19 protein-coding genes and 3 pseudogenes are annotated in these 25,455 nt (G+C 33.1%); 2 read left to right on the forward strand and 20 right to left on the reverse strand.

All coding sequences use genetic code 11. The features are described from left to right. Positions 1 to 5: 5 nt before the first annotated feature. The 9 genes and pseudogenes from MKO96_RS15880 to MKO96_RS15920 form a co-directional block, all read right to left on the reverse strand. Complete coding sequence (locus MKO96_RS15880) at positions 6 to 710, reverse strand: hypothetical protein (RefSeq protein WP_088083721.1); 705 nt, start codon at positions 708 to 710, stop codon at positions 6 to 8. Further along, positions 707 to 2,074, reverse strand: coding sequence for a class I adenylate-forming enzyme family protein (locus MKO96_RS15885; RefSeq protein ID WP_240588044.1), 1,368 nt, complete (start codon positions 2,072 to 2,074; stop codon positions 707 to 709). Before MKO96_RS15885 ends, MKO96_RS15880 begins: the two co-directional genes overlap by 4 nt. Positions 2,075 to 2,077: 3 nt before the next feature. Next, entirely contained in the window at positions 2,078 to 3,730 is a 1,653-nt protein-coding gene (locus MKO96_RS15890; RefSeq protein ID WP_240588045.1) for a thiamine pyrophosphate-binding protein, read from the reverse strand. A 19-nt stretch (positions 3,731 to 3,749) separates the two neighbouring features. After that, positions 3,750 to 4,931 (reverse strand): aldehyde dehydrogenase family protein, encoded by a 1,182-nt coding sequence (locus tag MKO96_RS15895; RefSeq protein WP_240588046.1) that lies wholly within the window; start codon positions 4,929 to 4,931, stop codon positions 3,750 to 3,752. A gap of 991 nt (positions 4,932 to 5,922) precedes the next feature. Further along, a pseudogene (locus tag MKO96_RS15900) lies at positions 5,923 to 6,348 on the reverse strand (RNA-guided endonuclease TnpB family protein); the annotation flags it as partial. A gap of 736 nt (positions 6,349 to 7,084) precedes the next feature. Continuing rightward, positions 7,085 to 7,519 (reverse strand): MarR family winged helix-turn-helix transcriptional regulator, encoded by a 435-nt coding sequence (locus MKO96_RS15905; RefSeq protein ID WP_240588047.1) that lies wholly within the window; start codon positions 7,517 to 7,519, stop codon positions 7,085 to 7,087. 420 nt (positions 7,520 to 7,939) lie between these two features. Further along, positions 7,940 to 9,136 carry a serine hydrolase domain-containing protein gene (locus tag MKO96_RS15910; RefSeq protein ID WP_240588048.1) on the reverse strand — a complete coding sequence of 399 codons (1,197 nt, stop codon included), beginning with the start codon at positions 9,134 to 9,136 and terminating at the stop codon, positions 7,940 to 7,942. Positions 9,137 to 9,190: 54 nt separating this feature from the next. Continuing rightward, positions 9,191 to 9,625, reverse strand: a complete 435-nt coding sequence (locus tag MKO96_RS15915; RefSeq protein WP_000061083.1) for a MarR family winged helix-turn-helix transcriptional regulator — start codon at positions 9,623 to 9,625, stop codon at positions 9,191 to 9,193. A gap of 63 nt (positions 9,626 to 9,688) precedes the next feature. Beyond that, positions 9,689 to 9,832: pseudogene (locus MKO96_RS15920) on the reverse strand (helix-turn-helix domain-containing protein); the annotation flags it as partial. Between the two features lie 201 nt (positions 9,833 to 10,033). Here MKO96_RS15920 and MKO96_RS15925 point away from each other — a divergent pair. Beyond that, a complete protein-coding gene (locus MKO96_RS15925; RefSeq protein WP_176553824.1) occupies positions 10,034 to 10,192 on the forward strand; it encodes a hypothetical protein in 159 nt (52 codons plus the stop codon). Between the two features lie 151 nt (positions 10,193 to 10,343). Here MKO96_RS15925 and MKO96_RS15930 read toward each other — a convergent pair whose 3' ends face one another. The 8 genes and pseudogenes from MKO96_RS15930 to MKO96_RS15965 form a co-directional block, all read right to left on the reverse strand. Further along, the gene (locus tag MKO96_RS15930; RefSeq protein WP_483298328.1) at positions 10,344 to 11,084 is read right to left on the reverse strand and encodes an epoxyqueuosine reductase QueH; all 741 of its coding nucleotides are present in this window, start codon (positions 11,082 to 11,084) and stop codon (positions 10,344 to 10,346) included. A gap of 293 nt (positions 11,085 to 11,377) precedes the next feature. Further along, on the reverse strand, positions 11,378 to 12,016 hold the full coding sequence (locus MKO96_RS15935) for a nuclease-related domain-containing protein (protein ID WP_240588049.1): 639 nt from the start codon (positions 12,014 to 12,016) through the stop codon (positions 11,378 to 11,380). Positions 12,017 to 12,032: 16 nt separating this feature from the next. Then, positions 12,033 to 12,416, reverse strand: a complete 384-nt coding sequence (locus tag MKO96_RS15940; RefSeq protein ID WP_016135886.1) for a hypothetical protein — start codon at positions 12,414 to 12,416, stop codon at positions 12,033 to 12,035. Positions 12,417 to 12,466: 50 nt separating this feature from the next. After that, positions 12,467 to 12,640 carry a hypothetical protein gene (locus tag MKO96_RS15945; protein WP_016135885.1) on the reverse strand — a complete coding sequence of 58 codons (174 nt, stop codon included), beginning with the start codon at positions 12,638 to 12,640 and terminating at the stop codon, positions 12,467 to 12,469. 113 nt (positions 12,641 to 12,753) lie between these two features. Next, positions 12,754 to 13,389 carry a hypothetical protein gene (locus MKO96_RS15950; protein ID WP_240588050.1) on the reverse strand — a complete coding sequence of 212 codons (636 nt, stop codon included), beginning with the start codon at positions 13,387 to 13,389 and terminating at the stop codon, positions 12,754 to 12,756. Beyond that, on the reverse strand, positions 13,389 to 14,018 hold the full coding sequence (locus MKO96_RS15955) for a hypothetical protein (protein WP_240588051.1): 630 nt from the start codon (positions 14,016 to 14,018) through the stop codon (positions 13,389 to 13,391). Before MKO96_RS15955 ends, MKO96_RS15950 begins: the two co-directional genes overlap by 1 nt. Positions 14,019 to 14,345: 327 nt before the next feature. Next, a pseudogene (locus MKO96_RS15960) lies at positions 14,346 to 15,009 on the reverse strand (transposase). 1,052 nt (positions 15,010 to 16,061) lie between these two features. Next, on the reverse strand, positions 16,062 to 18,791 hold the full coding sequence (locus tag MKO96_RS15965; protein WP_240588052.1) for a sensor domain-containing protein: 2,730 nt from the start codon (positions 18,789 to 18,791) through the stop codon (positions 16,062 to 16,064). A 1,010-nt stretch (positions 18,792 to 19,801) separates the two neighbouring features. Between MKO96_RS15965 and MKO96_RS15970 the strand changes: the two genes are divergently transcribed. Continuing rightward, positions 19,802 to 21,280, forward strand: coding sequence for an Lsa family ABC-F type ribosomal protection protein (locus MKO96_RS15970; RefSeq protein ID WP_237982000.1), 1,479 nt, complete (start codon positions 19,802 to 19,804; stop codon positions 21,278 to 21,280). 142 nt (positions 21,281 to 21,422) lie between these two features. Here MKO96_RS15970 and hlyIIR read toward each other — a convergent pair whose 3' ends face one another. The 3 genes from hlyIIR to MKO96_RS15985 form a co-directional block, all read right to left on the reverse strand. Then, complete coding sequence (hlyIIR, locus tag MKO96_RS15975) at positions 21,423 to 22,028, reverse strand: hemolysin II regulator HlyIIR (protein ID WP_240588053.1); 606 nt, start codon at positions 22,026 to 22,028, stop codon at positions 21,423 to 21,425. 462 nt (positions 22,029 to 22,490) lie between these two features. Next, complete coding sequence (gene hlyII / locus MKO96_RS15980) at positions 22,491 to 23,729, reverse strand: hemolysin II HlyII (protein WP_240588054.1); 1,239 nt, start codon at positions 23,727 to 23,729, stop codon at positions 22,491 to 22,493. A 302-nt stretch (positions 23,730 to 24,031) separates the two neighbouring features. Continuing rightward, complete coding sequence (locus MKO96_RS15985; RefSeq protein WP_087981432.1) at positions 24,032 to 25,267, reverse strand: N-acetylmuramoyl-L-alanine amidase; 1,236 nt, start codon at positions 25,265 to 25,267, stop codon at positions 24,032 to 24,034. Between the last annotated feature and the right edge of the window lie 188 nt (positions 25,268 to 25,455).

A 25,455-nucleotide genomic window follows, 5' to 3' on the forward strand; every position in this document is an offset into this window, starting at 1 on the left:
TGCCTTTATGTTAAACGACTTACACCTTGTCCTTTATTACCCTCGACGCAATGGTGAATCCATTCACTAAAACTTAAGTGTTCATCATGTTCGTTTTCCCATTCCCAGTTCCGTATTTCAAACAGAGGTTGATAGTTTTGAAGACGACATGCATTTGTTAAAGCGGCGATTGTAATCCGACCGGTAAAATTTTCATAGTCAGTTTCAGGTGCTCGATAAATTTCTGCCACTAACATTAGACCGGCCAGTCGGTCTACTAAAGCGTTATGTGCTAATCCTATTCCATACATTTTGCCACAGTAATCTGCAAACGTTGTAGATGGTCCGTTGAGACCAAGTTGTATGGCTGCTTGAGCAGTTGGAAGACTATTTTCAAAAGATATCGTCATGTGAGGCCTAACAGCCTTTTTCCCTTTTTCCAAAGCTTCTACGTATCGTTCAATATCAGGCCAAATCGCATTTGAAACATTGACAAACAGGCCAATATCATCATTAGAATGGACAAATCCTTGATGTGATAATTCAGTAATAATTTTATACAGTCCTTCACATAACGGTTCTACAGTCTCATCGTTAAATTTACTTTTTTGATATGGAAAGGGTTCTCTTTCAATTGGTATCTCATTTTTTGTGATCCATTGATAGCTCGGAACCCCGTTTATAACGTTTACTTCAATGCCAATAAGAACAACTGAAGGTTCATTCTTCACTCAATCACACCCTTTGCTTGTTTTGTAAAACACATTTCCCTTAAAGCATTCCGGTCAATTTTTCCAGTTGCCAGCATCGGAAATTCATCCAGTTGTTTGTAATAAAAAGGAACTTGTTCTTTTTCTAAATGCTTTTGTGCATAGCACTTTACATTTTTTGAGTTGATTTCACTTTTGTTTTTGCTAATATATATGGCAGCAAGACGCATACCGTTGTTTTCATGATGAACACCAATAACGACAACGTCTTGAATTTCTTGAAAGTGGCGCAGCTTATTCTCAATATATTCAGGACTAATATTTTTTTCTTTAATCACAATGATATTTTTCGTCCGGCCTATAATTTTTAAATAACCTTCCTCATTGATCTCTGCTAAATCTCCAGTATTAAGCCATCCTTCAGAATCGAGTGGATTTTCCTGTGAATTTGGACCAAAATAGCCCATCATATTGCTAGGGCTCCTAACAAGTAGCTCTCCCTTTTCGTTCAGTTTTAATTCCGTCCCTTTTAGTGGCCTTCCCACCGTTCCTATGCAAAAATCATTCCATGCATTCAACGCCACATTGGGTCCAGCTTCTGAAAGCCCATATCCGTCAAGGATAGGACGTTTTATTAGTTCAAACCATTTTTCCGCGACAGTTTCAGGCAAGATTTCTCCTCCACATCCCCAGCTCCGCATGTTGGACACTGCCTTTCGTTCATCCACTTCCTTACTGAAATGCTCAAGCATGATTTTGTAAAATGAAGGTGTTCCCTCAAACAAAGTAGCTCTGCTTTCTTTCATTAATTGCAAAACATACCGAGGCCGCAAATGTTCTGGAATAACCAGGTTCATTTTGCATGTTTCAATGATATTAATCAGAGTCAAGCCATAGGCTCCCCACAAAGGAACAGCCGCAAACATAATATCGCTTTCGGTAAAGCCCATTCTTGTGATTGTTTGTTCACTTTGATATTTGATTCCCTTTTTAGACCAGATGACAAATTTAGGCATACCAGTAACCGATCCTGTCGTCCTGATAATAGCCCCGACTCCTTCTGGAAGAAGTGCCTTTTCAATATCATCATAGCGTTCAACACAAAAACCATAATCCGCCTCGTAGCAGAAAAGCGGCACTTGGATCCGCGCAAGCTCTTTTTGAGGATTTTTCATTGCACCTGTCACGACTGGAATAATTCCCAGTTCACTACACCCTTTATAGGCTGCGTAAAATAGCAGCGGATCTCTTATGGAAAGAGCGACAGCCTCTTTCGACTGTATATGGTTAGCCTTCATTAAGAGAATAAATTTATTTGTTAAATATTGAATTTTATCTGTTTGATCTTGATGGCCGACACTCACTTTGTTTTTTAATCCTATCATGCCCTACACCCCATACTCTTGTTGTACTGTATATGGAATATCCGTTTTCCAGTCTATGCATATTTCAATTAAGGACAGTTTCCCCCGTTTACATTGCTCTTTTGCTTCACAAATAGCATTTTTGAATTCTTCTTCATTAGTTGGAGAGTAAAAAGCTCCTTGAAGAGATTGAATCGCATGAGCCCATTGATGCTCTCTAAAATCACATCCAATGGAAATATTCTTTTTTTGTTGATTAAATCGTGGCCACGAATAGCCCCCATTATTAATAACGATATAAATCATACCCAATCCCAGCTCGTATGCAGTATCTAATGCCCCTTTTCCCATTTCAAATGAGCCATCTCCAATAAACGTAACAATGGTGGATTCAGGCTGAGCTAATTTAGCTCCGATGCTTGCCCCCATTGGCACACCAAGGGCAGTTTGTTCGCCAGGTACAAGGGTTCTTCCCAATTGATTAATAAAAATAGGATAGGAATAGCCCCATATATCATGAAGCCCGTTATCCTGAACCAAAATATTATTTCCTTCCATGTGTTGTGACAATATATGATAAGCAGCTCTGATAGGGTGTTTTAAAAAATCAGATTTAGTCCACTCGCTAGTGAGCTGATATTTGACCCGTCTCTGTCTCTCTAGCCATGGGTGTCGCTTCGATCCTTCATTCTCCTCATGTTCCAGCAGCTGCTGCACAGTTAGGGAAACATCACCTAAGATGCTCACATCTTCATCAACGGACTTTCTCAAACTTTCGTAATCACAATCGATATGTATAAACAAATTTTCATCTGCAATATCTTTCCACCCCATTAAAGCTGTTTCTTCAAGTTGCGTGCCAAAAGCCAGAAAGACATCCCCTTCCCTCAGCAGTTCCTTTGCTTCTGGCAAAGCATAAAGACCTATATTGCCAAATACATGTGGATGCTGCTCATTCACAACCCCCCTACCAGAAGCAGTGGTAAACACGGCGGCCTGAAATTTTTCAGCCAAGGTCAAAAGAGATTGACCTAGCAAGGAATTATTTTGACAACCGCCTCCTACGATAAACACCGGTCGTTTTGACCTCCCTAAAATCTCTGCTGTCAAGCTTATCTGCCTTGGATGTGGGCACATGACAATTGGCTCTTTTGGAATCAATGAAGAGGGCTGCTCATACCGCTGTTGCTCTAGGTCATTTGGTATTTCTAAATAAACTGGTCCAGGCCTTCCATTTATAGCCATATGTACTGCTCTTTTTAGCGCCCACTCTGCTTGATCTTCGTGTTCAACCCTATACTGCCATTTTGTGATAGCTTTCATCAATTCGATACTGTTGAGTTCTTGAAAAGCTCCTGTTCCAATGGATGTTCTAGATGTCCCTGCAGAAATGATAATCAGAGGAACACACGCAGAAAAAGACTCCAACACTGCCGTTAATCCATTCACAAGTCCTGGACCGGGGCTTGTCGCGTAAACGACTGGTTCACCTGAGGCTTGAGAATATCCCATAGCCATACTTGCTGCAATTCTTTGGTCTTGCGATGTATACACATCCATATTGGCTAAGTGTGCAGATTCTAGAAGACCTTCGCCTTCTCCCACCATAGCAAAGACCTTTCTAATATTTGAATTTTTTAATAAATATGCATAAAAATCCCATATAGAAGTGAACAAAAACAACTCCCCCTAATTTTTAATTAACCTGCATTATATATTGATTAAATACTCGGTTGACTTCTTTAGAAATTAAAATTGGCCTGCTTTCCATGCAGTCTTTGTATTTCACATAACTTGCCTTTGGACCATAACCACCAAAAGGCAGATGGCCACATTCCATATCAAAAAGTGTTTTGTTAAGGGCAACTGTATAATGTTTTTTTAATGGCTCGATTAGATCTGTATTCCCAAAAACAGATACACCAAATGACGATTCCAAGCGTTTTGCATCCATAAGCCAATTGAGTACCTCAGACGCATCATGATAGGAAACAACATTAAAAATTGGGGTAAAGTGCTCCTCATTTCGCGGCATATCATCCATATCGGAAACCAAAACAGTAGGTTCAATCCAACTCTTATCTATCTCCACTTGGCCCCCATATACAATTTTTTCTTGATAATCAGTAAGAAATATCTCAGCCTGCAGCACTAGCTCTTTATAATTACTGTTTTTGACCTTGTCACTCATTCGTCCAGACATTTTTATCTCATTTAACTGCTGCAACAAGCATTTGACGAACCTTTTTTTTTGACTCCTGTGGATAAAAAATAAATCCGGACACATGCAATCCTGACCAGAATTGAACACTCGAGCCTCTACAGCTTTTCCAGCAGCATATTCGATATCAGCTTCAGCGCCTATGAAAAAAGGATTTAAGCCGGAACCAAAAAATAGAAAGAGCGCGCCAGGATAGTCCTTTTGAACAGATAGGCTATTATGATAATTACCTGTAAATACCACCACTTCTGCATCAGATGTTTTCTTTTTAAATTCTGCATATCCAATAGGTTCAATTTTTACATTCAAATTAGAATATTCATTAAAAAAATTATGAATTTTCAACGTAGTAGAATGAGATAATGTGGACGGTCTTAAGAAAATATTTTTACAGTAATAGCTTGGAATAATTGCATATAAAATATAAGAATATAGAATAGAGTTAGTTGGATAGAAGATTGCTACTTTTTCAACTATATCTCTTTTCATATATTTCAGTTCCTTTGTTGCTTGCTCCAGAACATTAATGCTAGAACTAATTTCATACTCAGCACTTTCAATCGTGCTGACTTCCATAAGGATTGATCTTAATTCATTTTTATGCTTTTTCATGTTACATATAATAAAGCTCAGCTCTTCAAAAAACACATGATCCATAAGTATTTATACCTGCCCTTCGTTAGATTTTATAAGAATATACAGACATTAAATAGTAATAAATTCATGCTTTTAGGCTTGATACTAGACTAAAAGGCAGCCCTATATTGTTTTACTAAAAAATATAACAATAATGTGGTGTTTATATGGAAAAAGCAAATGGAAAATGTCATAATGCAACATAAAAAAGAAACAGTAAAGTATATTCTAAAGAACAATAAACCCGTGGCACAATTAATTCGAGAAACTGGATTAATTGTGAATCCCTTATATAGTTGAATTAAAAAGAATAGCGAACAACTTGAAGTAAATTTCTACCTCAGGTGCTGAACTAAGAGCATGACAAAAGTAATTAAGTAATCTCGAAGAGGAAAATAGAATTCTAAAAAAGGCGATGCACTAATTCTCGCATAGTACTCGATTAAGTTAGAGTTTATTCACCATCATCGCTCCCAATATTGAGTGAAGAAAATCTGCAAAGTCTGAGAATTTCTAAATGTATTTATTCCAAATGGCTATACCGATCCAAAACTTATGCGCAAAACCTTTCAAGCCCCCGAAGAATTCAACCAAATATATAGAAGTATAAAAATTGAAAAAATAACAAGTGAGTATAGTATTCAGTATGCTTCCAGTGAGTATCAAAACTATTAAAACAATATAAATTGATAGGCAACTTGAACCACAAAAGAAACTATTACAACTAATGCTTGTATCAAATACCTTCACCGCATTCTTAATCAAGAACTTGTTTATCAAACGAAGTATAAAACAATGAGTAAAGTAAAAAATCACTTTTTGAGTATATTGTATTCTTCTATAATTCAAGGAGAATCAACTCAGCATTTGGCTATCACAAACCAAGTGAATATGAAAAAATGTATAGTCAATTTTTCGTGATATAGAATTTCCCTTCTTGAACTACCCCCTCTTTCACTTCGTTTAGAAGTGAGAGATTCCTAAGTAAAGAGTTCTATCGAACTCTAATTGATTAGGCTACCCCCGCAGTCCTTGCGGTTAGAAGCCTTATCGCCTCATTCTTTAAATTGATACTTGCGTTAATATCCCTATCATGGTGTGTACGACAAGAAGAACAGTCCCATTTACGCAGGTTTAGATTTTTAACGTCTTTATTTTGATATCCACAACAAGAACATAATTGGCTGGAAGGAAATGTTTTCGATACGACAATGACTTGTTTGCCATACCATTTTGCTTTATATTCCAACATAGTTCGAAATTGTGACCATGATACCTCACTGATTGCTTTTGCTAACTTATGATTCTTTAACATATTCGATACTTGTAAATCCTCTATACCGATAACATCGTGGTTTTTGATGATTTCGGTTGAGATTTTGTCCAAGTAATCTTTTCTAGCATTTGATATGTATTCATGAATTCTAGCTACCTTGACTCCATACATTTTTATATGGAGTATTATTCAATGTATCGTTTGATTATACAGATACACCATTCATGACACCAACGATAGTTTCTAACATAGTTCCCAAATAATTTACTTCATTTTTCAATTCAGAGTTACTAGATCACTATTTTTCCATATTATTACTTCAGCTCCATTAAATTAGCATATGTAGGTAATTTTGTAAACGAATTAATTGGAAGTGAAGATTGAGAAACTTTTTCTAAACATCACATTTGTCTATATACATAATGACATTATTTCAAAGCTAGATTTATGACACTATACAACTTTTTATAATGTAATTTAAATAATGTTAGCAATCGTATATCCCATTTATAATAGAAAACTACAAGAGTATTAAATTATTTAACACTTATTATCAAATCCTTCGCAATATACTCTAAAATACCGGATGTATAAGTAATTCTGCTACTGTCACCTCTGTACAATGCTGTACATTAAACCAACTTATAATTTTATCTTTAATCGTAGCTGCCCTTTTTCGATTAGCTAGAATGCCCCACTGTAGATATTTATTTAGTGATGCTAGATTAAATCGTGTATTCTCCTTAATAAGATGCTGTTTTGTAATTTCTTAATAACATGATTTGTCTATTTCTTTCATGATACACAGCACCAGTAAACGCAATATTTTCAAGTAAACCTTCACTTGTTAATAACCTAAAACAATTAGATACCTAACAAATTAAACATAAACAGATCATTATAATTCCTTCATCGCGATCTCCTTTAATTTGTCAACAATACGCTCTAATTCATCTACATCTTTTGATGTAAGTTTGCTGTAAATTTTATCTGAGATTTGCTGTTTTACATAATCTTGCTTCGAAAAATACTCCACCCCTTTCTCATCTAACGTTATAAATATTTCACGTCGATTTTGTAGATTAATTTCTCGTTTGATATATTGATTCTTTTCTAGTTTTGCAATTAGTTGGCTAACTGCGCTAGAGCTTATATTCATTTCCATCGCAATTTCGCCGACCGTACTGCTCTTTGCCACGTACACAATATCTAATACAACCGCCTGTTGTGTTGTAATAGCAATATTTAAATATTGTTTATAATGTTTAAATATCAGACGGTCTATTGTATATGTAGCTTCATTAATACGCTTAACTTGTTCATATAAAGACAAAAAATCACCCGCTAATACGTTAGATAACTAATATATTAAGTAACTAATATGTTAGATATCTAATATGTTAGCAGGTGACTTATAAACCGTCAATCTTTATTATTGTCCTTAAAAGAGTTTTGTCATTTTTATACCATATTCACTTATAATAATGAATTTTGGTGCAAATACATGAAAAAGATTACAAATGCTAGTAGATTCCTAATGGTATCGAAACCTATACTGTAAGTTCCAACTTTTAATGACTGAACACCTCCCGCTTTTGGATAGACTAATCCTGCAAATTCATCTATTCTTTTTTGATCATATGGATAACTTTGAAAATTCTGTTGAAAAGTTGTCTAACTGAGGCAACACTCTAGAAAAAGCATAAGGAGAATTATACATGTGATATTTTAAAACAGATCCTTCCTGACCATATCAATTGACTTTTTGATATGGTATTTCAACACCTTCATCGATAAATAAATGCTTAGCATCATCTACATAACTCATCGTATTACGTATCCAATAATATGACTCATCTATTTTAAAAAGTGGCACAGACAACTGGTGTTCAAATGAAATCATAAATTGTACATCCTTTTTAATTGTAAATCTTGTGCCAAGTCCATCTGCTAATTCATAGCAACCCGTAATATCATCTTTAATTGTGAGCGGTAAAGTTATCACATATTTTGGTGCTTCTACAGCATATTGTACTCCCATTAAGTAATGCATAATTTCTTGTTCATATTGAGGAAACACTTCTTGATTCGTCGCTAACACAATCACTTCCCCTGTAGGTATATTCATAAAGGCTTGTGCAGAGCAACCAAGCCATCCACCTGTATGGCCAACCCACTCATTTTGAATGATAAAACCATAACTATAATTATTATTGACTTCTGTCGGTGTTAACATAAATTGAACAATCTCTTTGCTAATGTACTGACCTTGCCAAAATGCTTTTAAAAACTTCGCTACCTCTGCGACTGTTGCATAAATACCACCGTCACCATATTGATTATTATATTTTTCGATTTCTTGTAAATATGGGTCATCAAGCACCTTTTTATATTGTTGCTCCTCATAATTAAACGTTTGACCTTGCGCTACAAATTGCTTTATGGGTTCCGTGGTCATATGAGTAAGATTTAATGGTTCTGCAATATATTGTTGCAAATACGTTTCATACGATAAACCACTCACTTTTTCAATTATTTTGGCAAGTAAAACATAATTCGTATTACTATAAGACCAATGGTCATTTGATGTATATTGTGGTAGCACTCCTTCGATAAATGTTTCAACACTTATTGTTAAATCTTCCGTGATATACTCTGGAATACCAGATGTGTGTGTAAGTAATTCTGCAACTGTTACTTCTGTAAAATATGGTATGTTAAACCAACATGTAATTTTATCTTCTAACTGTAGCTGTCCTTTTTCGATTAGCTGAAACGTCATTACCGCTGTAATCATTTTACTTAATGATGCTAGATTAAATTGTGTATTTTTGTTAATAAGGCGCTTCTTTTCGAGTTCTTGATAACCATGAAAATACTGCTTGATTTGACCGTTTTTTTCATAATAAACTGCACCGTTAAAAGCGATATTTTCAAGTAAACCTCTCATATTTTAGCCCCCTAAACAAATTAGATACCTAACATATTAGACGTGAAGGGATTTTTATAATTCCTTCATCACAATCCCCCTTAATTTATCAACAATTCTTTCAAATTCATCTAGCTCTTCTGATGAAAGTTTGCTGTAAATTTTATCTGCAATTTGCTGTTCTACATAATCTTGCTTCGAAAAATACTCCAATCCATTTTCATCTAACGTTATATATATTTCACGTCGATTTTGAAGATTAATTTCTCGTTTGATATATTTATTCTTTTCCAATTTCGCTATTAATTGGCTAACCGCGCTAGAGCTTATATTCATTTCAATCGCAATTTCGCCGACCGTAATACGTTTCGCTAAATATACAATATCTAATACAACAGCTTGTTGTGTTGTAATACCACTATTTAAATATTGCTTGTAATGTTTATATATCAAGCGGTTTATAGTATATTCAGCTTCATTAATGCGTTTAACTTGTTCATATAAAGACAAAAAATCACCCACTAACATGTTAGATATCTAATATATTATCAAGTGATTTGTTAAACGTCAATCATATGTCAAACCTTTCCCTGTTTCTTTGTATGCGTGATCCCATAGGGAAAGGAAATGATTGAATACAAAGATTGTTTTGTTGATTAGAATTGCTTGTGCTTGATTTGGATAGATATGAAACTTATAGGCTTTATTAATCATCATTTCATTCACATCTCTTTCGGTATATGACTATTATACATAACGTATATTCTTTATATATTGGATTTACAATTTATATGTGTCGAACAATTAAGATGCCTTCCTATATTGTACTTTACATGAAACATGTTCAATTCATCGAGAATATCGAGTATATTTTTGTAAATAATAATGTTGTTAAACGTTAAATCGAGGAGGATTTGTATGCAAGGTCATAAAAAAGCTATAAAAAGCACGGGTTCTGTTATGAAAGCAGATTTTGCTGAAACTGATGCACAAAAAGTGAAACAAGAAATTCAGAACGATGTAAGAGCGGGACAAGGAGCAATGACTTCCCGAGAAGCAGGGGCAATGCGAGATTAAGAAAACACTCCTTATTGGTTTTTTCTTTTCTAGAAATTTAACCAGTAAGGAGTTATTGCAGAACTATTTTAGCTTTTTATATTTATCATTTAAAAACATACTGCATCTCTTTTGTAGATCATAGGTTAATTTCACATCAAATTTTTCACGATTAAATCTCTTTTTTCAAACTAAGATTATTTTCTTTCAGATAATTTATTGCATCTTTGTTCACCGCTCGTAAATCTATACCTTGTTTTTCCGCTGCAAATGAACAACCACAATAACATTGACGGAAAACATCATATTCATTACACATTTCAATTGAGCGTTGATATCCATTACTTTTTTTAAAATCACTTGGTAAATAACGTGAATCATAATTTTGTTGCACACCAATTCCAAGTTCATTTATTAATTGACTATTTTTATTTTTAGAAAGAGTAATTGCACTGCCGAAGTAATCAAATTCTCTTTCCTGTGCTACCTCAGCTGAACGATCCAATCTCATATCAAAACAAGCTGAACAACGAAGCCCACCTTCTGGTTCTTCTGCCAAACCTTCTTCTTTTACCATTTTAAAAAATACATTTGAACGATATTTATCCTCAATAAATCCTACTGTGTGCCCTGTACGCTCATTAAACTTGTCTACAAAAATCTTTTGTTCATTAGACCGTCGCATGTATTCACTTTTCGGGTGGATATTTGAATTTGAGAAGAAGATTGTGACATCTGCATGTTCTGCAAGAAATTCCAATGAAGCAGTACTACAAGGAGCGCAACATGAATGAAGTAACACTTTTGGTCTTTCGTTCTTTACTTCCCAATCTTTAATCATTTTTCTTAATACTTTGTCATAATTAATTTTCTGGTTCTTCATTTTTTTAAGATACGTTTCAACATCTAACACTTCTTTCACAATTAAACCTCCTATTTATTTTATCACTTGAATCCACAAATAAAAATATAGTTATATACATCTATTTACAAGCCTTAAAATGGTTCTATTGAACTGTTAATGACGGCCTAATAATGTACGTAGTCTATTTCCTTTATTTCTACAATTTATCTTTAATCATTCTTTTTCATCACAAAATCTTTTGGGTTACCTTTTAACTGGTAATACTTCACGTTAAGACGAATAACTACTACGATGATTACCAAAAATCCTATCATATATAACATTTTTCCTTTCTCCGTTTCTTATTGTTTAGCAAACCTATTCTGTAAATACTTCACATGTTTCTTCTCAATATCCTTATCCATAATGTTTGCTTGTAATATACTTTGATAGATATGTTGGACTTCATCGATTGTTTGTTGCGGTTCAATATATGATTCAATACATTTTTTTAGTTCGTTATAATATAGGACATGTTTATCTTTAGAATGAACATTTACCCTTTTTAGACTGCATTTTGGATGAAATGCGACAATAGAGATGCATGGCAGCTGTTGTTCCATCACCCATTCCATTGCCTTTATATGTTTATAGTTTTGTCGAAATGGGTTTTGAAAAGAGGATTTCTTTCTAAAAATACCCTGTGTCCACCTGGCTGATTTCTCACTTCCATAAATCCAGCCCTCGTAGTTCTTTGTCTCTATAACAAATACACCTGTTTCCGCAATAACAATATGGTCAATTTGCGTTGTATCACCATACTCCGTATGAACCATCACATCATGTAACACATAATAACTTGTGGGATCCAATTTGCCCAATATACGTTTCACTAGTTTTTCCCTGGCTTTCCCTTTCCATTTCGGTACATGTTTTTTTAAAACGATGTTCAAAGGAATCAGAAATACAATGAGAATCAATTCGAATATCAATACTTTCATAATAGAAGCCTCCTTTTCAAACTCTTGCATTTCTGCGCATCAAACGATATACATACGTTTCTAAACCTAAAATAAAATATGAGATACATAAGCCTTTTATCACCATTTCCACGAATCCCAACGCTAAAGATACAAGGAGTCCACCCCGAAACTGAAAGGGTCTAGTTACCCTTCTATTTACTGGCTTTTCAATGACACCAAAGTTAGCCCATGTAGGTAGCCGTTTTTCTACATTCTTTATTGTGCCCATTAATCCGTATTTTAGGGACAGAATGAAACAGCCGATTAATAAATACGCGATGGAAGAAAAATAGACAGATAGGCCCATAACAATAATTGTGAGCAGCCAACCGATTAAAATGGAATTTCGTAAAACAAAATACTCTCGATTTCTTTTCAAAACAAACAGTCCTTTCAAAATAAATCAGGTTATTTTCAATTGAGAAATATTTAAATTATAAGCATGACATGATACACCTCTATTAATTTACGAACCAGCCTAAAGAGAATTGTAATAGATATGTTAAAGCTTATAGTAGATAATACGGTAACAGAACAAGAAACAGATTCAGCTTTTTCAAAACTTTTCACCTGCAAAAATACAACTGTATTTCTAAGTGGCATATTATCTCCTATATCGCTGGAAATACTTGAAGAATATGAAAGAAGAAACCAAATAGCTAGAAAAAGGTACTGAATGTAGATTCAGCACCTTTTTAATCTCCATATATAGTTTTTCACATATTAGCAAATAGCCATGGAGCGAGTACGGCTAACATACACAGCAAACAAGATCCTGTTATGACACGGTTAGACCAACGATAATACTCAGGCTGTTTCGTACTTTCATGAATCTTTCTTAAACGAATACCTGCAATTAACATAAACGGTGTGAAAATAAGTGCAGTTGCTTTAAACAGGTCTAAAAAATCCGTAAAGATGTTCATAAACGAAAATACATCCGAACTGAACAAGAAGTACACACTTAGTCTCAGGGACATCATACTAATAAATGAGAAAATCATACTTCCCGTTGCCCACTTCATCCATTGACCATTCTTTGTAATTAGCGCCATAACCATGACAATAATGCCTAATACGAATGAAATAGAAAAGATATTTACTCCTACCTTAAAAGCCGGAGCATACAGACCTTCAATCTTTTGTATGATTGATGAGCCAAATGAATCATCTTTTTCTTTTGTTTTCGTTCGATTGTTTAATCCCTCTTTAAAGGATGACGAAACATCGTTCCCCTTCAATTCATTAAAATCTACTTTTACAGAGGCCTGAACTTCTTGTAAGGGAACAAATAGTAACACCATCAAAACAAGCGTACATAAGACTCCTATCATCCTTTTTTCTTGTTTCATCACACATCACCCGCTAATTTTGGTTTAACGCTCTTTAATTTGATTTGATTTCCTTCTGCAACATAATAGAGATCTGCTGCATAATAGATATTTGCTTTTGTATATGCCCCCATAATTGCATTCGCGATTTCTTCCTTCTCTACTGCCATATGTGTTTCATTTTCATTGTAAAATCCAATTTCAATTCGATTAATATTATTATTTAATACTGTAAGATGTAACTCTTTTAAGCTATCTAAACGATTGCCTAATCCACACACTAACTTAAATACTTTATTTGCAATTGTTGGTGGTTTGACATAAGTCGTATGAAAATGAATAGTTTCATCATCTATTAATCCATCCTCTTCAACTGCACATGTCATAATGAACGAATGATTTTGTTTTTCTATTTCTTGTTGACTCAACTTGCGATCAATGACGTATTTCAAGCTTATTGTTAGATTTTCTATATATTCATCCAGTTCAATATTTGAAATTTTAACCTCTGAGAATTCCGGAAAAATCATATACGCGTGTATATTAGAACTACTTTTACTTACACGTAATAACTGAACTTGTTTCTTTTCATAGCGCACCGCTTGTTCTAATTTTTCTACTACGTTGTTGCTTATATGATCGATTGCCATATATTATCACTCCTATTTACTTTAATAAAATTTTTTTCATACAATACTCATGATTTGGTACTATCTATTTAAAGCATTGTAAAATTACGAAGAGTTCTCAATTCTCCTGTTCTAAGACTGTTAATCACCTGAATCTCAAAACATTTTAATATTACAATGACGTACAATTTTTCATTATAGTTGAATATTCTTATATGGTGAATCATTCTATCCCACTCATTTGTACAAAAATAAAAAAATTTCATCCTTGTACAAATGAGTGAGAAAATGCTGTTTTCATGCTATCTAAGAAAAAATAACTAGGAGATACATTCATATATTTCCTAGCTATCTACTACTCCATCTAACTAATGTATAGGGATACGATGAATCAATTTATAATTCTATATACAACAGTTGATTTTCTGGTAATATTTCTCCCTCTGTATGAATCCAATAGCGCTTGTTATCAGACATTTTCATGACACGTGTCAGTCTTGTTCTCGTCCTATTACGTTTGCAGTCTACTTCACAAAAACTATACCTTCTACATTGAATACTCCTTGTTGAACTGGAAAAATGCGTTCTATGTGTTCTATATCTAATGGAATTGAAACATGTTCTAGTTCTGGATAAAATACTCATATTATAGTAATCCCTCTGGTATATCCTCATCACCTGGAAATGGAATATCATAAACCACTTCTTCTATATCTTCATGTTTTAACTTGTTACCCTCTTCTTTATCCAGATTCTTATGAACCGATGTAGCAACTAGATTATATACACTTTCTACATCCTTTTCTAAGTAGATTTCTTTTGTTGGAGCAGTAATACGTTCTTGTTCCCTTCCGACAGGTCTATTTTCTCTTGGGCACCAATAAATGGGTCGTTCCACCGGTTTATTTTCCCTTTCTTTTTTCTTGGCTGCTTCTATTAGAAATTTTTCCTTTGAATTACAAACTACCAAAAACATATAACAAAATAGACCGATAAAAATTTTTGTAAACATGATATTCCCCCTCTCGATTATGCAAATATATCGAATTCAAATTACCCATTACTTTGCTTTTTCGTTTCCCTTTCTTTTGAGAAATATCTACTTCAAGAATCAAATTATCCCAGAATGTAAACTCTTGTTTTTGTACTAGCATAAGCTTATCCGTATTCAATGTTTCCCTTTTGTTAGTGAGGTGAATAAAATATCACCACTAAATCACTTCTTATACGCATAATAATTGCCTCCAAGTCCTTTTTTGCAATAAAAAAAAGAAGATCCAAATATATACATCACTTAGTTCTTCCTTTTCTCCTCTATAAACTACCTCGACGTTATTAAAATGGCAGTTTTTCATCTGTAATTTCCGATAGCTCATTCATACCAACATATCTATCATCCGGCCCTTTGGATTACTGTCTTGTTTCCTGCTCTTTTGCATCATTTAATACTGTCCAAATATTATCTTTTTTCATTCTCATATCTCCTCTTTCTTATAATTTGTTAAGATTTATAACCCAGCCTGCGAACTTGAAAACAATACAAAAAAGGCTTCTTCAAGTCGATTAATAATGTGCATAGCAAAATAAGCTATATATACACTAATCGGCTCAAAGAAGCCCTTTCACAATTGAAACAAGACATAACTTGCTTCTACAACTCAACCACAACACAAGAAGATGTGGGAATAAACGGAATTAAATAAACTAACAATATAACCATATATTACACAATTATGATAATAGAATCAATATATTTTCTAAGTTTCAACGTATTCCCCGAATGAATTCTCCTTCCTCAAACGTGCGAAGGACATCTAAGGAGTGGCACACCCCGAAGTAACGCTCAGGGAATCGAAAGCTTACTTTCCGTCGCGGAACTGAGAAGCTTCCACTTCAGACTTTGCTAAGTGGCGGGTAGTCCACTCCTGGGAATATGAATACTAAATTTACTCTCAAAAACAGAAACCTAACTGCATATTTTTTGAAAATAAATATAAGAAAAACGTTCTATACCAAATGGATAGAACGTCTTCTCACTTTACTTCATAATATATCTTTGGGCACTTATTTATTTTGTGGCGTATTTAAAAAATTGATAAATTCATCTTCATTTATAGGTTTACTGTAGTAATAACCTTGAATTAGATAACATGAATTACTTTGTAACACTATTAATTGTTCCTTCGTTTCTACCCCTTCTGCTATTACTTTCATATTTAAAGTATGGGCTAGCGAAATAATCGTTTGTATAATTTCATCTCCATCATTTGAAGTTCCAATCCTATTCACAAATTCTCTTGGAATTTTCAAAGTATCGATTGGATACAAAGGTAGATACGCTAATGAAGAATATCCTGTACCAAAATCATCAATTGATAAATGTACACCATATGATTTTAATGCTTTTAACTTCGATAAAGTTTCTTTTTCATCTACCATGGCAATTCGCTCTGTTAATTCCAAATCAATTAAGTTAGCTGGTACTCCTATTTCTTCTATGGTAGAAATAATCGTTTGAACAAAATCTTTCTGTTCAAACTCTATAGCTGATAAGTTTATCCCCATCTTTAAATTTGAATAGCCCGCAGAATGCCATTCTTTTAGTTGCCGACACGCTTCCTGTAACGTCCATTTCCCAATTGAAATAATCTGCGACGTTTCTTCCGCGATAGGTATAAACTCAAAAGGTGAAATTAACCCGAACTCTGGATGTTGCCAGCGTATTAAAGCCTCTGCACCAATAACCTTTCCTGCCTTACTATCAACTTGTGGTTGATACAATAAAAACAATTCATTATTTTCTATTGCATTTGGTAAATCCTGTTCTAATTGTAAGCGTCTTGTTATTTTTTGAGATAATGTTTCATCGTACATACAAACAGCATTGTTACCTTTTTCCTTCGCGCTATACATGGCGATATCAGCATGTTGTAAAAGTGTTGTGGCATTGGTTCCTCCAAATGGATACAACGCTATTCCTATACTAAGAGATAAATAAAAGCTGTGTTGATTTATTACAAATGGTTCTTCAGTTATACGAAATAGTATTTCGCACAAATCTAAAAGCTGTTGCTCTGTTTTATTATGGACAATGATTGCAAACTCATCTCCCCCTATTCTTGCTAAAGGAATAGTTGGTGACAGACATGTCCTAAAACGTTTGGCAACTTCTTTTAAAACCCTGTCACCAATTGCATGACCTAGTGTATCATTAATGGTCTTAAAGCGGTTTAAATCAATATATAGGAGTCCAAACTTATCCTGTGTTATTTGTACACGCTCAATGGATCTGTCTAATTCTTGTTGGAAGAATATTCGATTTCCAATCTCCGTCACCGTATCATGAAATGCTAGATAGTTTATCTCATCCTGTTGTTGCTTCATCCTCGTTATGTCTTTTACCATTACATAACTCCCAAAAGTTTGTCCTTCTATCATAATAGGAACAATAGTGACATACCAAAAATGTATATCCTTCTCATTATTATTTTTCACACGTAACTGTAACGAAGACGAACTACATCGTTTTCCCATCTTTAGAGCTGCTTCCAATTCAGGTTTATCTTCATCTATAAAAATAGAGAAACACTCTTTTCCTATTAATGCAGCACTGTCCTTCCCTAATAATATACTTCCAGACTGGTTTATATTTAAAACGGTACCATTGGAATCAATAGTTAATATAGGGTCTGGATGATACTCATATAAGGACTTAAACCTCTCTTGATTTTTCACCAAATCATTAGATTTTTTTATTAAATCTTCCGTTCTTTGAGATACTTTTTGCTCTAATTGATTATTAAACACTTTTAACGTTTCGGTTAAATCTTTGTTTTGCATTCGTACAATTATATGACGAATCAATACAAATACAAATGCAATACAATTTCCCGTAATCAGTGTAGATGAAGAAGTTTGCTCTTTCAAAGTAAAACCAATTAATATTGCAACTGCAAGATATGGGAATATGACAAGAAGTTTCTTTCCAAATGTCGGATTAATAATAAAATAATTTCTTTTAGAAGATACACTCCTTGGGATAGTCGCAGCAATGGCAATACATAATAGAAAAACTCTATACAAACACCTTAACAATATAAGTGAACGTTGTGATAAATCATCTTGTAAATAGAAATATAAGTAATCCGTAATGGACAATCCAGTTAATACTAAGATAAAAATAAATAATTTGCTTTTCGCATTAAAAATTGCTGGTCGAAAGATCAGGCTAACTCCTAGTAAAAGAAGCAATAAATCTATAATTGGGAAAATAAATGAAAGAAAAACATCTCCAATTGATAAGAATAAGATATTTGCAGAAGGTTTATTAAATAGGTACCACTCTAAGGTAAAAATAGCAGTAACAACAATACATAAATCACAAATTAAATACGCTTTTTCCCACTTGTTACATTCCATCATGATTTTATAAAAGAACGCAAAGAGAAAGAAGAATAAGAAAAACAACAAAAACACATCAGAGATATTAAAATTTTGAATTGGTAATTCTACATTAAGTACTTGAAAAGCTGATATAAAATTCCCTATCAAGAAACACCCTATTGCAATAGTAATACAAACCCAAAAGACTCCTAGTTTAATTTTTCTTGATGCTATCGAGTAAAGTAATGAGATGAATACAGTAATTTCAACAACTAAGGATGATAGTCGTATATTAAAATCTGATACAAAATACTCATTCGGAAAAACAAATAAAAATATAAAGCAAAAGCTTAAATAAGCTACTAAAGCCAATATCAATACATAAAATTGCACATGTGAATGTTTACGCAATGGAATCACCTTCTTGATTTTTTCTAGACTTTTTTAAAAATGACTTGATACGGCACAACTCGTATTCATTAAACTAAGTGTTACCTATCATTCCTTATTATTACCTTTTTAAAAGTTTTCTTTCTACATACTACAGTCTTATTTGCTTCCCGCAGATATTCTCCATTTTTCAACTAAGGATTCCCAAAAGAATAAGATGTAAAATGTGTTTTTTAAGTATTCGCTCATCGTTAATTTGAATGATACAAATTAACTATTCTTTGAATATGAGATAGAATCTAAGCTTCAATTGCAACATAGTTAGTCTCTTATTGTCACACTTAGAAAGAAGGCAAATATACTATCATTAACTTAGAAATTCGAATGAAATTACCAAACCTACTGTAACCATTATAGTTACAACGGGGGGTGATGTCAATTTCAAATAGCTCACCTTTTAATGGACAAAAGACGCGACATTTTGAACAAAATACGATGTTTATAAAAAAGATGTGTTGTTAAATCTAATTAGCCAAACAATTATAAATGATCTAACATTAAGTGAAGATGATATTGCATCTCCACAAAAAGAATGTTACCCTAAAAATAGAAATATGAAAGGAATGATGGATGAATAATGATTAGCTAATTTATATTTTAATTTGAATTTTATAACTTCAAACTACAAAATATAGGGTTAGTCTATCCATTTTTATAATTCATTTCATACTTTATTTGTCATGATTCAAATGATTAATAAGTACTTATTAAGTATAAGAGACAGACTAATCCTTCCGATTAAAAATTGGGGGATTTTTTTATTCCCTTTTATGTAAGTTGAAATTTATTAATCGCTAAATTTACCTAACAAATAAAGGAGCGAGAAAAATGGCTAATTCAGACACTATTGTTACACATGTAATGCTCTATATAAGTCGTTAATATCCATCAAACTTATATAGAGCAATTAAAAAATGGATGGATGTTCCGACTTTATATGAAACGTTTCGATATATAAAGGAGGAATTATTATGTCAATGATAAAAGTTCAAGACTTAACTTTTTCATACCCAGGTAGCTTTGATAATATTTTTGAAGATGTAAACTTTCAAATAGATACGGATTGGAAACTAGGATTTATCGGTAGAAACGGACGAGGTAAAACGACATTCCTAAATTTATTATTAGGGAATTATGAGTATAGTGGAAAAATCCTTGCTTCGGTAGAATTCAATTACTTCCCCTACCCTGTTGCAGATAAGAACAAATTTACTCATGAAATCCTTGAAGAAATTTGCCCCCAAGCAGAAGATTGGGAATTTCTACGTGAAATATCCTATTTAAATGTTGATGCCGAGGTCATGTACAGACCGTTTAAAACTTTATCAAATGGAGAACAAACAAAGGTGTTACTTGCTGCACTGTTTTTAAATGAAGGTCAATTTCTATTAATTGATGAACCAACAAACCACCTAGACACTGATGCACGAAAAATAGTCTCTGATTATCTAAAGAAGAAAAAAGGGTTTATTTTAATTTCACATGACAGAATCTTTTTAGATGGATGCGTTGACCATATCTTATCTATAAATAGGGCAAATATTGAAGTTCAAAGCGGAAACTATTCTTCTTGGAAATTAAATTTTGATAGACAGCAAGAGCACGAACAGGCTACAAATGATCGTCTACAAAAAGACATAGGAAGATTAAAACAGTCTTCCAAACGTTCAGCAAGTTGGTCTCATGATGTAGAAGCTTCAAAAAATGGAACAAGGAATTCAGGTTCTAAGTTGGATAAGGGATTTGTAGGACATAAAGCAGCCAAAATGATGAAAAAAGCAAAAAACCTCGAATCAAGGCAACAAAAAGCTATTGAAGAAAAGTCAAAATTGCTAAAAAATGTAGAGAAAACTGAGTCATTAAAATTAGAAGCATTGAAGTTTAAGTCAAATGAATTGGTTATTTTGGCTGACGTGTCTGTTAAGTACGATGACCAAGTTGTGAATGAGCCGATTAGCTTCATAGTTGAACAAGGTGACCGAATTGTACTTGATGGCAAGAATGGGAGCGGGAAAAGTAGTATCCTAAAACTAATTCTAGGGCAATCGATACAGTATACAGGCTTAGTTACTTTAGGTACAGGACTCACCATTTCCTATGTCCAACAAGATACCTCTCATTTGAAGGGATCACTATCAGACTATATTGAAGAGCAAAAAATTGATGAGACGTTATTTAAATCCATCTTACGAAAGATGGACTTTGACCGAATTCAATTTGAAAAAGATATATCTCATTATTCTGGTGGACAAAAGAAAAAACTGCTTATCGCTAAAAGTTTATGTGAAAAAGCTCATTTATATATTTGGGACGAACCGTTAAACTTTATAGATATTTACTCACGTATGCAAATTGAAGAGCTGATTCAACAATTTAATCCTACAATGGTTATTGTTGAGCATGATAAGGCATTTCAACAAACAGTTGCAACTAAAACTATATCTATGTAACTTCACTCGAATCATTAATAAATCAAGCCATTAGTTTATAAAGTATTTGAATGAAATGTCGAAAAAAGCCTAATTTCTCTACAATACATAGAGAAATTAGGCTTTTTAATAGGAAAATTAGGATTCATAAACACTGAGCAATTCATATATTAGGCTTATCTGTTAAAGCAGAAATAATCCTGCTCACCAAATCTTCTGGCATCCATTCATAATTTGTATCATTCGTTTCATTTGGTCCTAAAGAATCAATGAACTTTTTAAACTTTGGAAATAAAACAATAGAAGTGATCCAATGTATCGTATGATTTATAGAAAAGAAATGAAATACTCCTTTTTTTTCCCCTTCCTGCAATATTTCTTTTAACTGTTCAAAACTACCTATAAAATACGGTTTAATCTTTTCTAATCTTGCACTTTCCTTTATAATCTCCTCATATGCCAATGTGCCAATTTCAGGATTTTCTTTTATATGTGTAGTAAAGACTGTTAAATATTCTCTTAGAGCATTAATAGGATTAAATTGATTCTTCTCAAGAAAATTAGGTAACTCATTAGCAAGGCCATATTTCTTAAATACCTCATAATACAGGTTTTCTTTCCCATTAAAATAGTATGAAGCCATAGCGACATTTACTTTCGCTTCTTTTGCAATTTCTTGTATGCTCGTACCTTCGTAGCCACGTTCTCCAAATTTTTTCTTAGCAGCCTTCAAAATATTTCCCATCGTCTGCTCTCGAGATTTCCCCATTTCACACACCTCAAATAATATATATTTCACTTCAAAAATCCAATAAGGACTTTGAATAGAGTATCTTTTTAATGAAATTTAATTATATATTTAAAGTAGTAACTTAACAACCGATGAAGTCTTGATTACTTTAAACTATTTGCCACACAACGTACGCCTCAAAAAGAAACATCTCCTGAATCTCTCCTACCCTATGTCATCATACAAAGCATTCATTTAAAAATGAAATAAAAATAAACACCACACCTAAAACAATATCCCCCTGTTTAGCATGAATAGCTTTCAAATACTTCACGCTCATTTCTAATTGAGTATAAGAATGAAAAAAAATAATAAGGACCAGAGTTTATCTGTTTTTACAGATAAACTCTGGTCCTTTCATTACATTACACAAATTTCAAAAAACCTTTATACTCATATCTTGATGAAATAATTCTCCATCAATTGTACCTCATTTACTGATTAGATTTGTTTAATCTCAATATAAGGTCCTTTGATGTTTAATTTGTTAATGTCATTTGAGATATTACCTACAGTTGTTTTTTCATTAAACGTGTAGACCTTTTCACCATTTACAAAGATAACCCAATTTTCATCTTCGTAACTGATACCATAACCAGCATTGCTAGATGTCGCTTTGAGTTGATTTCCATTCATGGAAAAAGATAATTTCCCTTTTCCTTTGTTAAGTTGGTTATTCACATTGTTGATACTACTCATTTGTTCTTCAAGGGCTTTATGGTTATCAAGAGTGACTTGATGGTTTTTCCAGTCTAATTTATAGTTGTTTGTAAAGAACTCATTATATGTATCTTTATTATTTGTTCCCCACCATTTTGAACTTACCCATTCGATATTGTACTGATCTGAAATTCTACGATTTGTTATTTTTAAATCAGATGTAGATTCTGTTTTATCAGCAGTAATAACTGCTACTACATTAGGAGAAAAACCGTATCCTGTTAAAGCTGGTACTGTATCTTTTGAAACAAAATTATTCGTTCCCTCATTATAACTACGTGATTTCATAAATAGTTGATTACCATAGAAAGTATTGAATGTATCACGATTATAAATTCCCCACTCTGGGAAATTAAACGATTGGAATCCTACTTTCCAATTTAATTTTTTATCTGTGTGAGTCTCTAATACCGTTTTATAGTCTACTTGATCATAAGATACACTTTCTTTCCAAGCGAAGCTACCTGTAATACTTGCATCGGCATTTGGCCCTTTATCATTTACCCCAACTTTAACACTTCCACCAAGTGTATACCCTACTTCAGAAGTAACCTTTGCTGAAGTCATTGTATTAACTGGGGCAGCTTTATGAAATTGAGCGCTATCACCACTTGTTATTTCTGCTTCAGTATGATATGCTGATGGCCATTTTAAACCTGCGTTATAGAATCCGCCATTAATTGTATATTTAGCATCTATATTACTACCATCTGTTGTAACAATTGCGATTTTTTTATCTGCATAAGGATCCTCAATAAAAGAAACCTTTATTGAATTTTTGATATTCTGCTTCATGTCATAAGTAGTTTTAAAACTATTATAGACTTTTCCACCATTTTGAAGATTTTCTACAGTTCCTTTAGAATCTGCAAATGCAGATGTTGCTTGTACACCAAGTGATCCAGACATAATAACGGACGCTACCGCAACACTTTTAGCTATTCCTTTTGCTTTTTTCATACAGACATCCACTCCTTCTTAAACATTTAAAAGGTATAAACATATTATTTTTAGCTCTCAATACTAGAGATAGGTTCATAACTTTACAATATAGAAATTTATTAATCTTTATAACAATAACTATCAACACTTGTTTTTCTAATTTCCATCTCTTTTTTTACTGATAACTATTATCAATATTATTAAAACACATATTAACGATTTAAACAACAATTTTAAATACACATTTAAAATTGTTGTTTAAAAAAGTGCAAAAAAATTATAGAATTCTTTATTTCGAGAATTACTATATTTTCATTTACTTATTGCAACCTATATTCAGATACATTATTCCCTTTCCATTCATAATAATCTAAAATCCCCTCATAAATGGCTTCTGCTGCAACCTGCCTTCCGTTTTCTGTAGATAACTTACTGTAATCAATACCATTATCTATAAAAGCAAGTTCCGTTAACACAGCTGGCATTTCATTTTCTCTTATAACATGAAGATCTCCATGTTTAACGCCTCTATCACGTGTTTGAAGAGCGTCTACTAATCGAGTTTGAATTTTTTCAGCTAAAACACGACTTTCTTCCACATGAGGATTTGTTTTTTCAGATTTAGAAGATTTATAGTAGTATGTTTCTGTTCCTTTTGCATTACCATTATAAGCATTTGCATGAACACTTATAAAGATATCCCCCTGATTTTGTTTAGCAAATTTAACACGTTCCTGTAAAGAGCTTTTTTGATCATGTCCAGGTCTAGTATCAGATTCACGAGTTAGTAAAACTGTAAATGGTGTATGTTTTTCAAGCAATTGTTGTAGACGTAAAGAAGTGTCAAGTACAATCTTACTTTCAGGTAATCCCTTTGTGTCTTTTCCAGGATCTGCGCCACCATGTCCGGGATCAATAATTATTGTCTTATTTTCTAAAGGATTACTTTGACTATATTGAAGCATATCTGTTTTTGCGGTTAGTTGTGCAGCTTCAGCGCGTGTTATGAACCTATTTGGTTGCCAACCATTATCTGTACCAACTGAAATTTTTAAATCAATTAAAGTATTTGCGAACTTTTCACCCCAATGTCCCTTTAAATCTTCAAATTTACTTTGTCCATTGCTAGTGTTTTTATTTTGTAGTTTATATGCATTCACTAGCATAGTAGCCATAGCAGCACGAGTAACTTTTCCAGAAGGATTAAATATTCCATTTCCTTCACCTTTAATTATTCCTGCCTTTTCAGCTGCGGCGATATAGGGGGTTCCCCAGTGGTTTTGTGAATCTTTAAAAGATGGTTTTGCATTTAAATCAATGTGTATACCAAGAGCCCTTGTCATAATGGTTGCTGCAGAAGCTCTATCTAGTGTATCACTTGAACCAAAGGTTCCATCTGGATAACCACTCAATACTTGTTTATCAACTAAATAATTAACGGATTTGTCAGCCCATGCAGGAACATCTGGAAATTTGTGAGTATCTGCAAAAATACTAGTAGAATAAGATAGTAAACTTCCAGCAAGAATTCCTGTAGCAATTAATTTGTTCTTCAAAATTTAGCACCTCTAAAAAATTATTACAAGTCGGTAAATTATGTAAAATATAGTTAATCTTTAAATAATATGAATTCGAATAAAGTATAGATTAAGTTGGCGTCATCACTATTATAAGATAAAGAATCTAGTATAGAATTATCATTCCGAAAAGAACCCTTCGACATACACTTATAGATTGAGACTAT

It is taken from the genome of Bacillus sp. ES1-5, from assembly GCF_022487605.1.
GTDB lineage: Bacteria > Bacillota > Bacilli > Bacillales > Bacillaceae_G > Bacillus_A > Bacillus_A wiedmannii.

Coding starts and splice junctions, on each gene's coding strand:
- MKO96_RS15885 (WP_240588044.1), bottom strand. CDS start 2,074: ATGATAGGATTAAAAAACAAAGTGAGTGTCGGCCATCAAGATCAAACA.
- MKO96_RS15895 (WP_240588046.1), bottom strand. CDS start 4,931: ATGGATCATGTGTTTTTTGAAGAGCTGAGCTTTATTATATGTAACATG.
- MKO96_RS15910 (WP_240588048.1), bottom strand. CDS start 9,136: ATGAGAGGTTTACTTGAAAATATCGCTTTTAACGGTGCAGTTTATTAT.
- MKO96_RS15925 (WP_176553824.1), top strand. CDS start 10,034: ATGCAAGGTCATAAAAAAGCTATAAAAAGCACGGGTTCTGTTATGAAA.
- MKO96_RS15935 (WP_240588049.1), bottom strand. CDS start 12,016: ATGAAAGTATTGATATTCGAATTGATTCTCATTGTATTTCTGATTCCT.
- MKO96_RS15945 (WP_016135885.1), bottom strand. CDS start 12,640: ATGCCACTTAGAAATACAGTTGTATTTTTGCAGGTGAAAAGTTTTGAA.
- MKO96_RS15950 (WP_240588050.1), bottom strand. CDS start 13,389: ATGAAACAAGAAAAAAGGATGATAGGAGTCTTATGTACGCTTGTTTTG.
- MKO96_RS15955 (WP_240588051.1), bottom strand. CDS start 14,018: ATGGCAATCGATCATATAAGCAACAACGTAGTAGAAAAATTAGAACAA.
- MKO96_RS15970 (WP_237982000.1), top strand. CDS start 19,802: ATGTCAATGATAAAAGTTCAAGACTTAACTTTTTCATACCCAGGTAGC.
- hlyIIR (WP_240588053.1), bottom strand. CDS start 22,028: ATGGGGAAATCTCGAGAGCAGACGATGGGAAATATTTTGAAGGCTGCT.
- hlyII (WP_240588054.1), bottom strand. CDS start 23,729: ATGAAAAAAGCAAAAGGAATAGCTAAAAGTGTTGCGGTAGCGTCCGTT.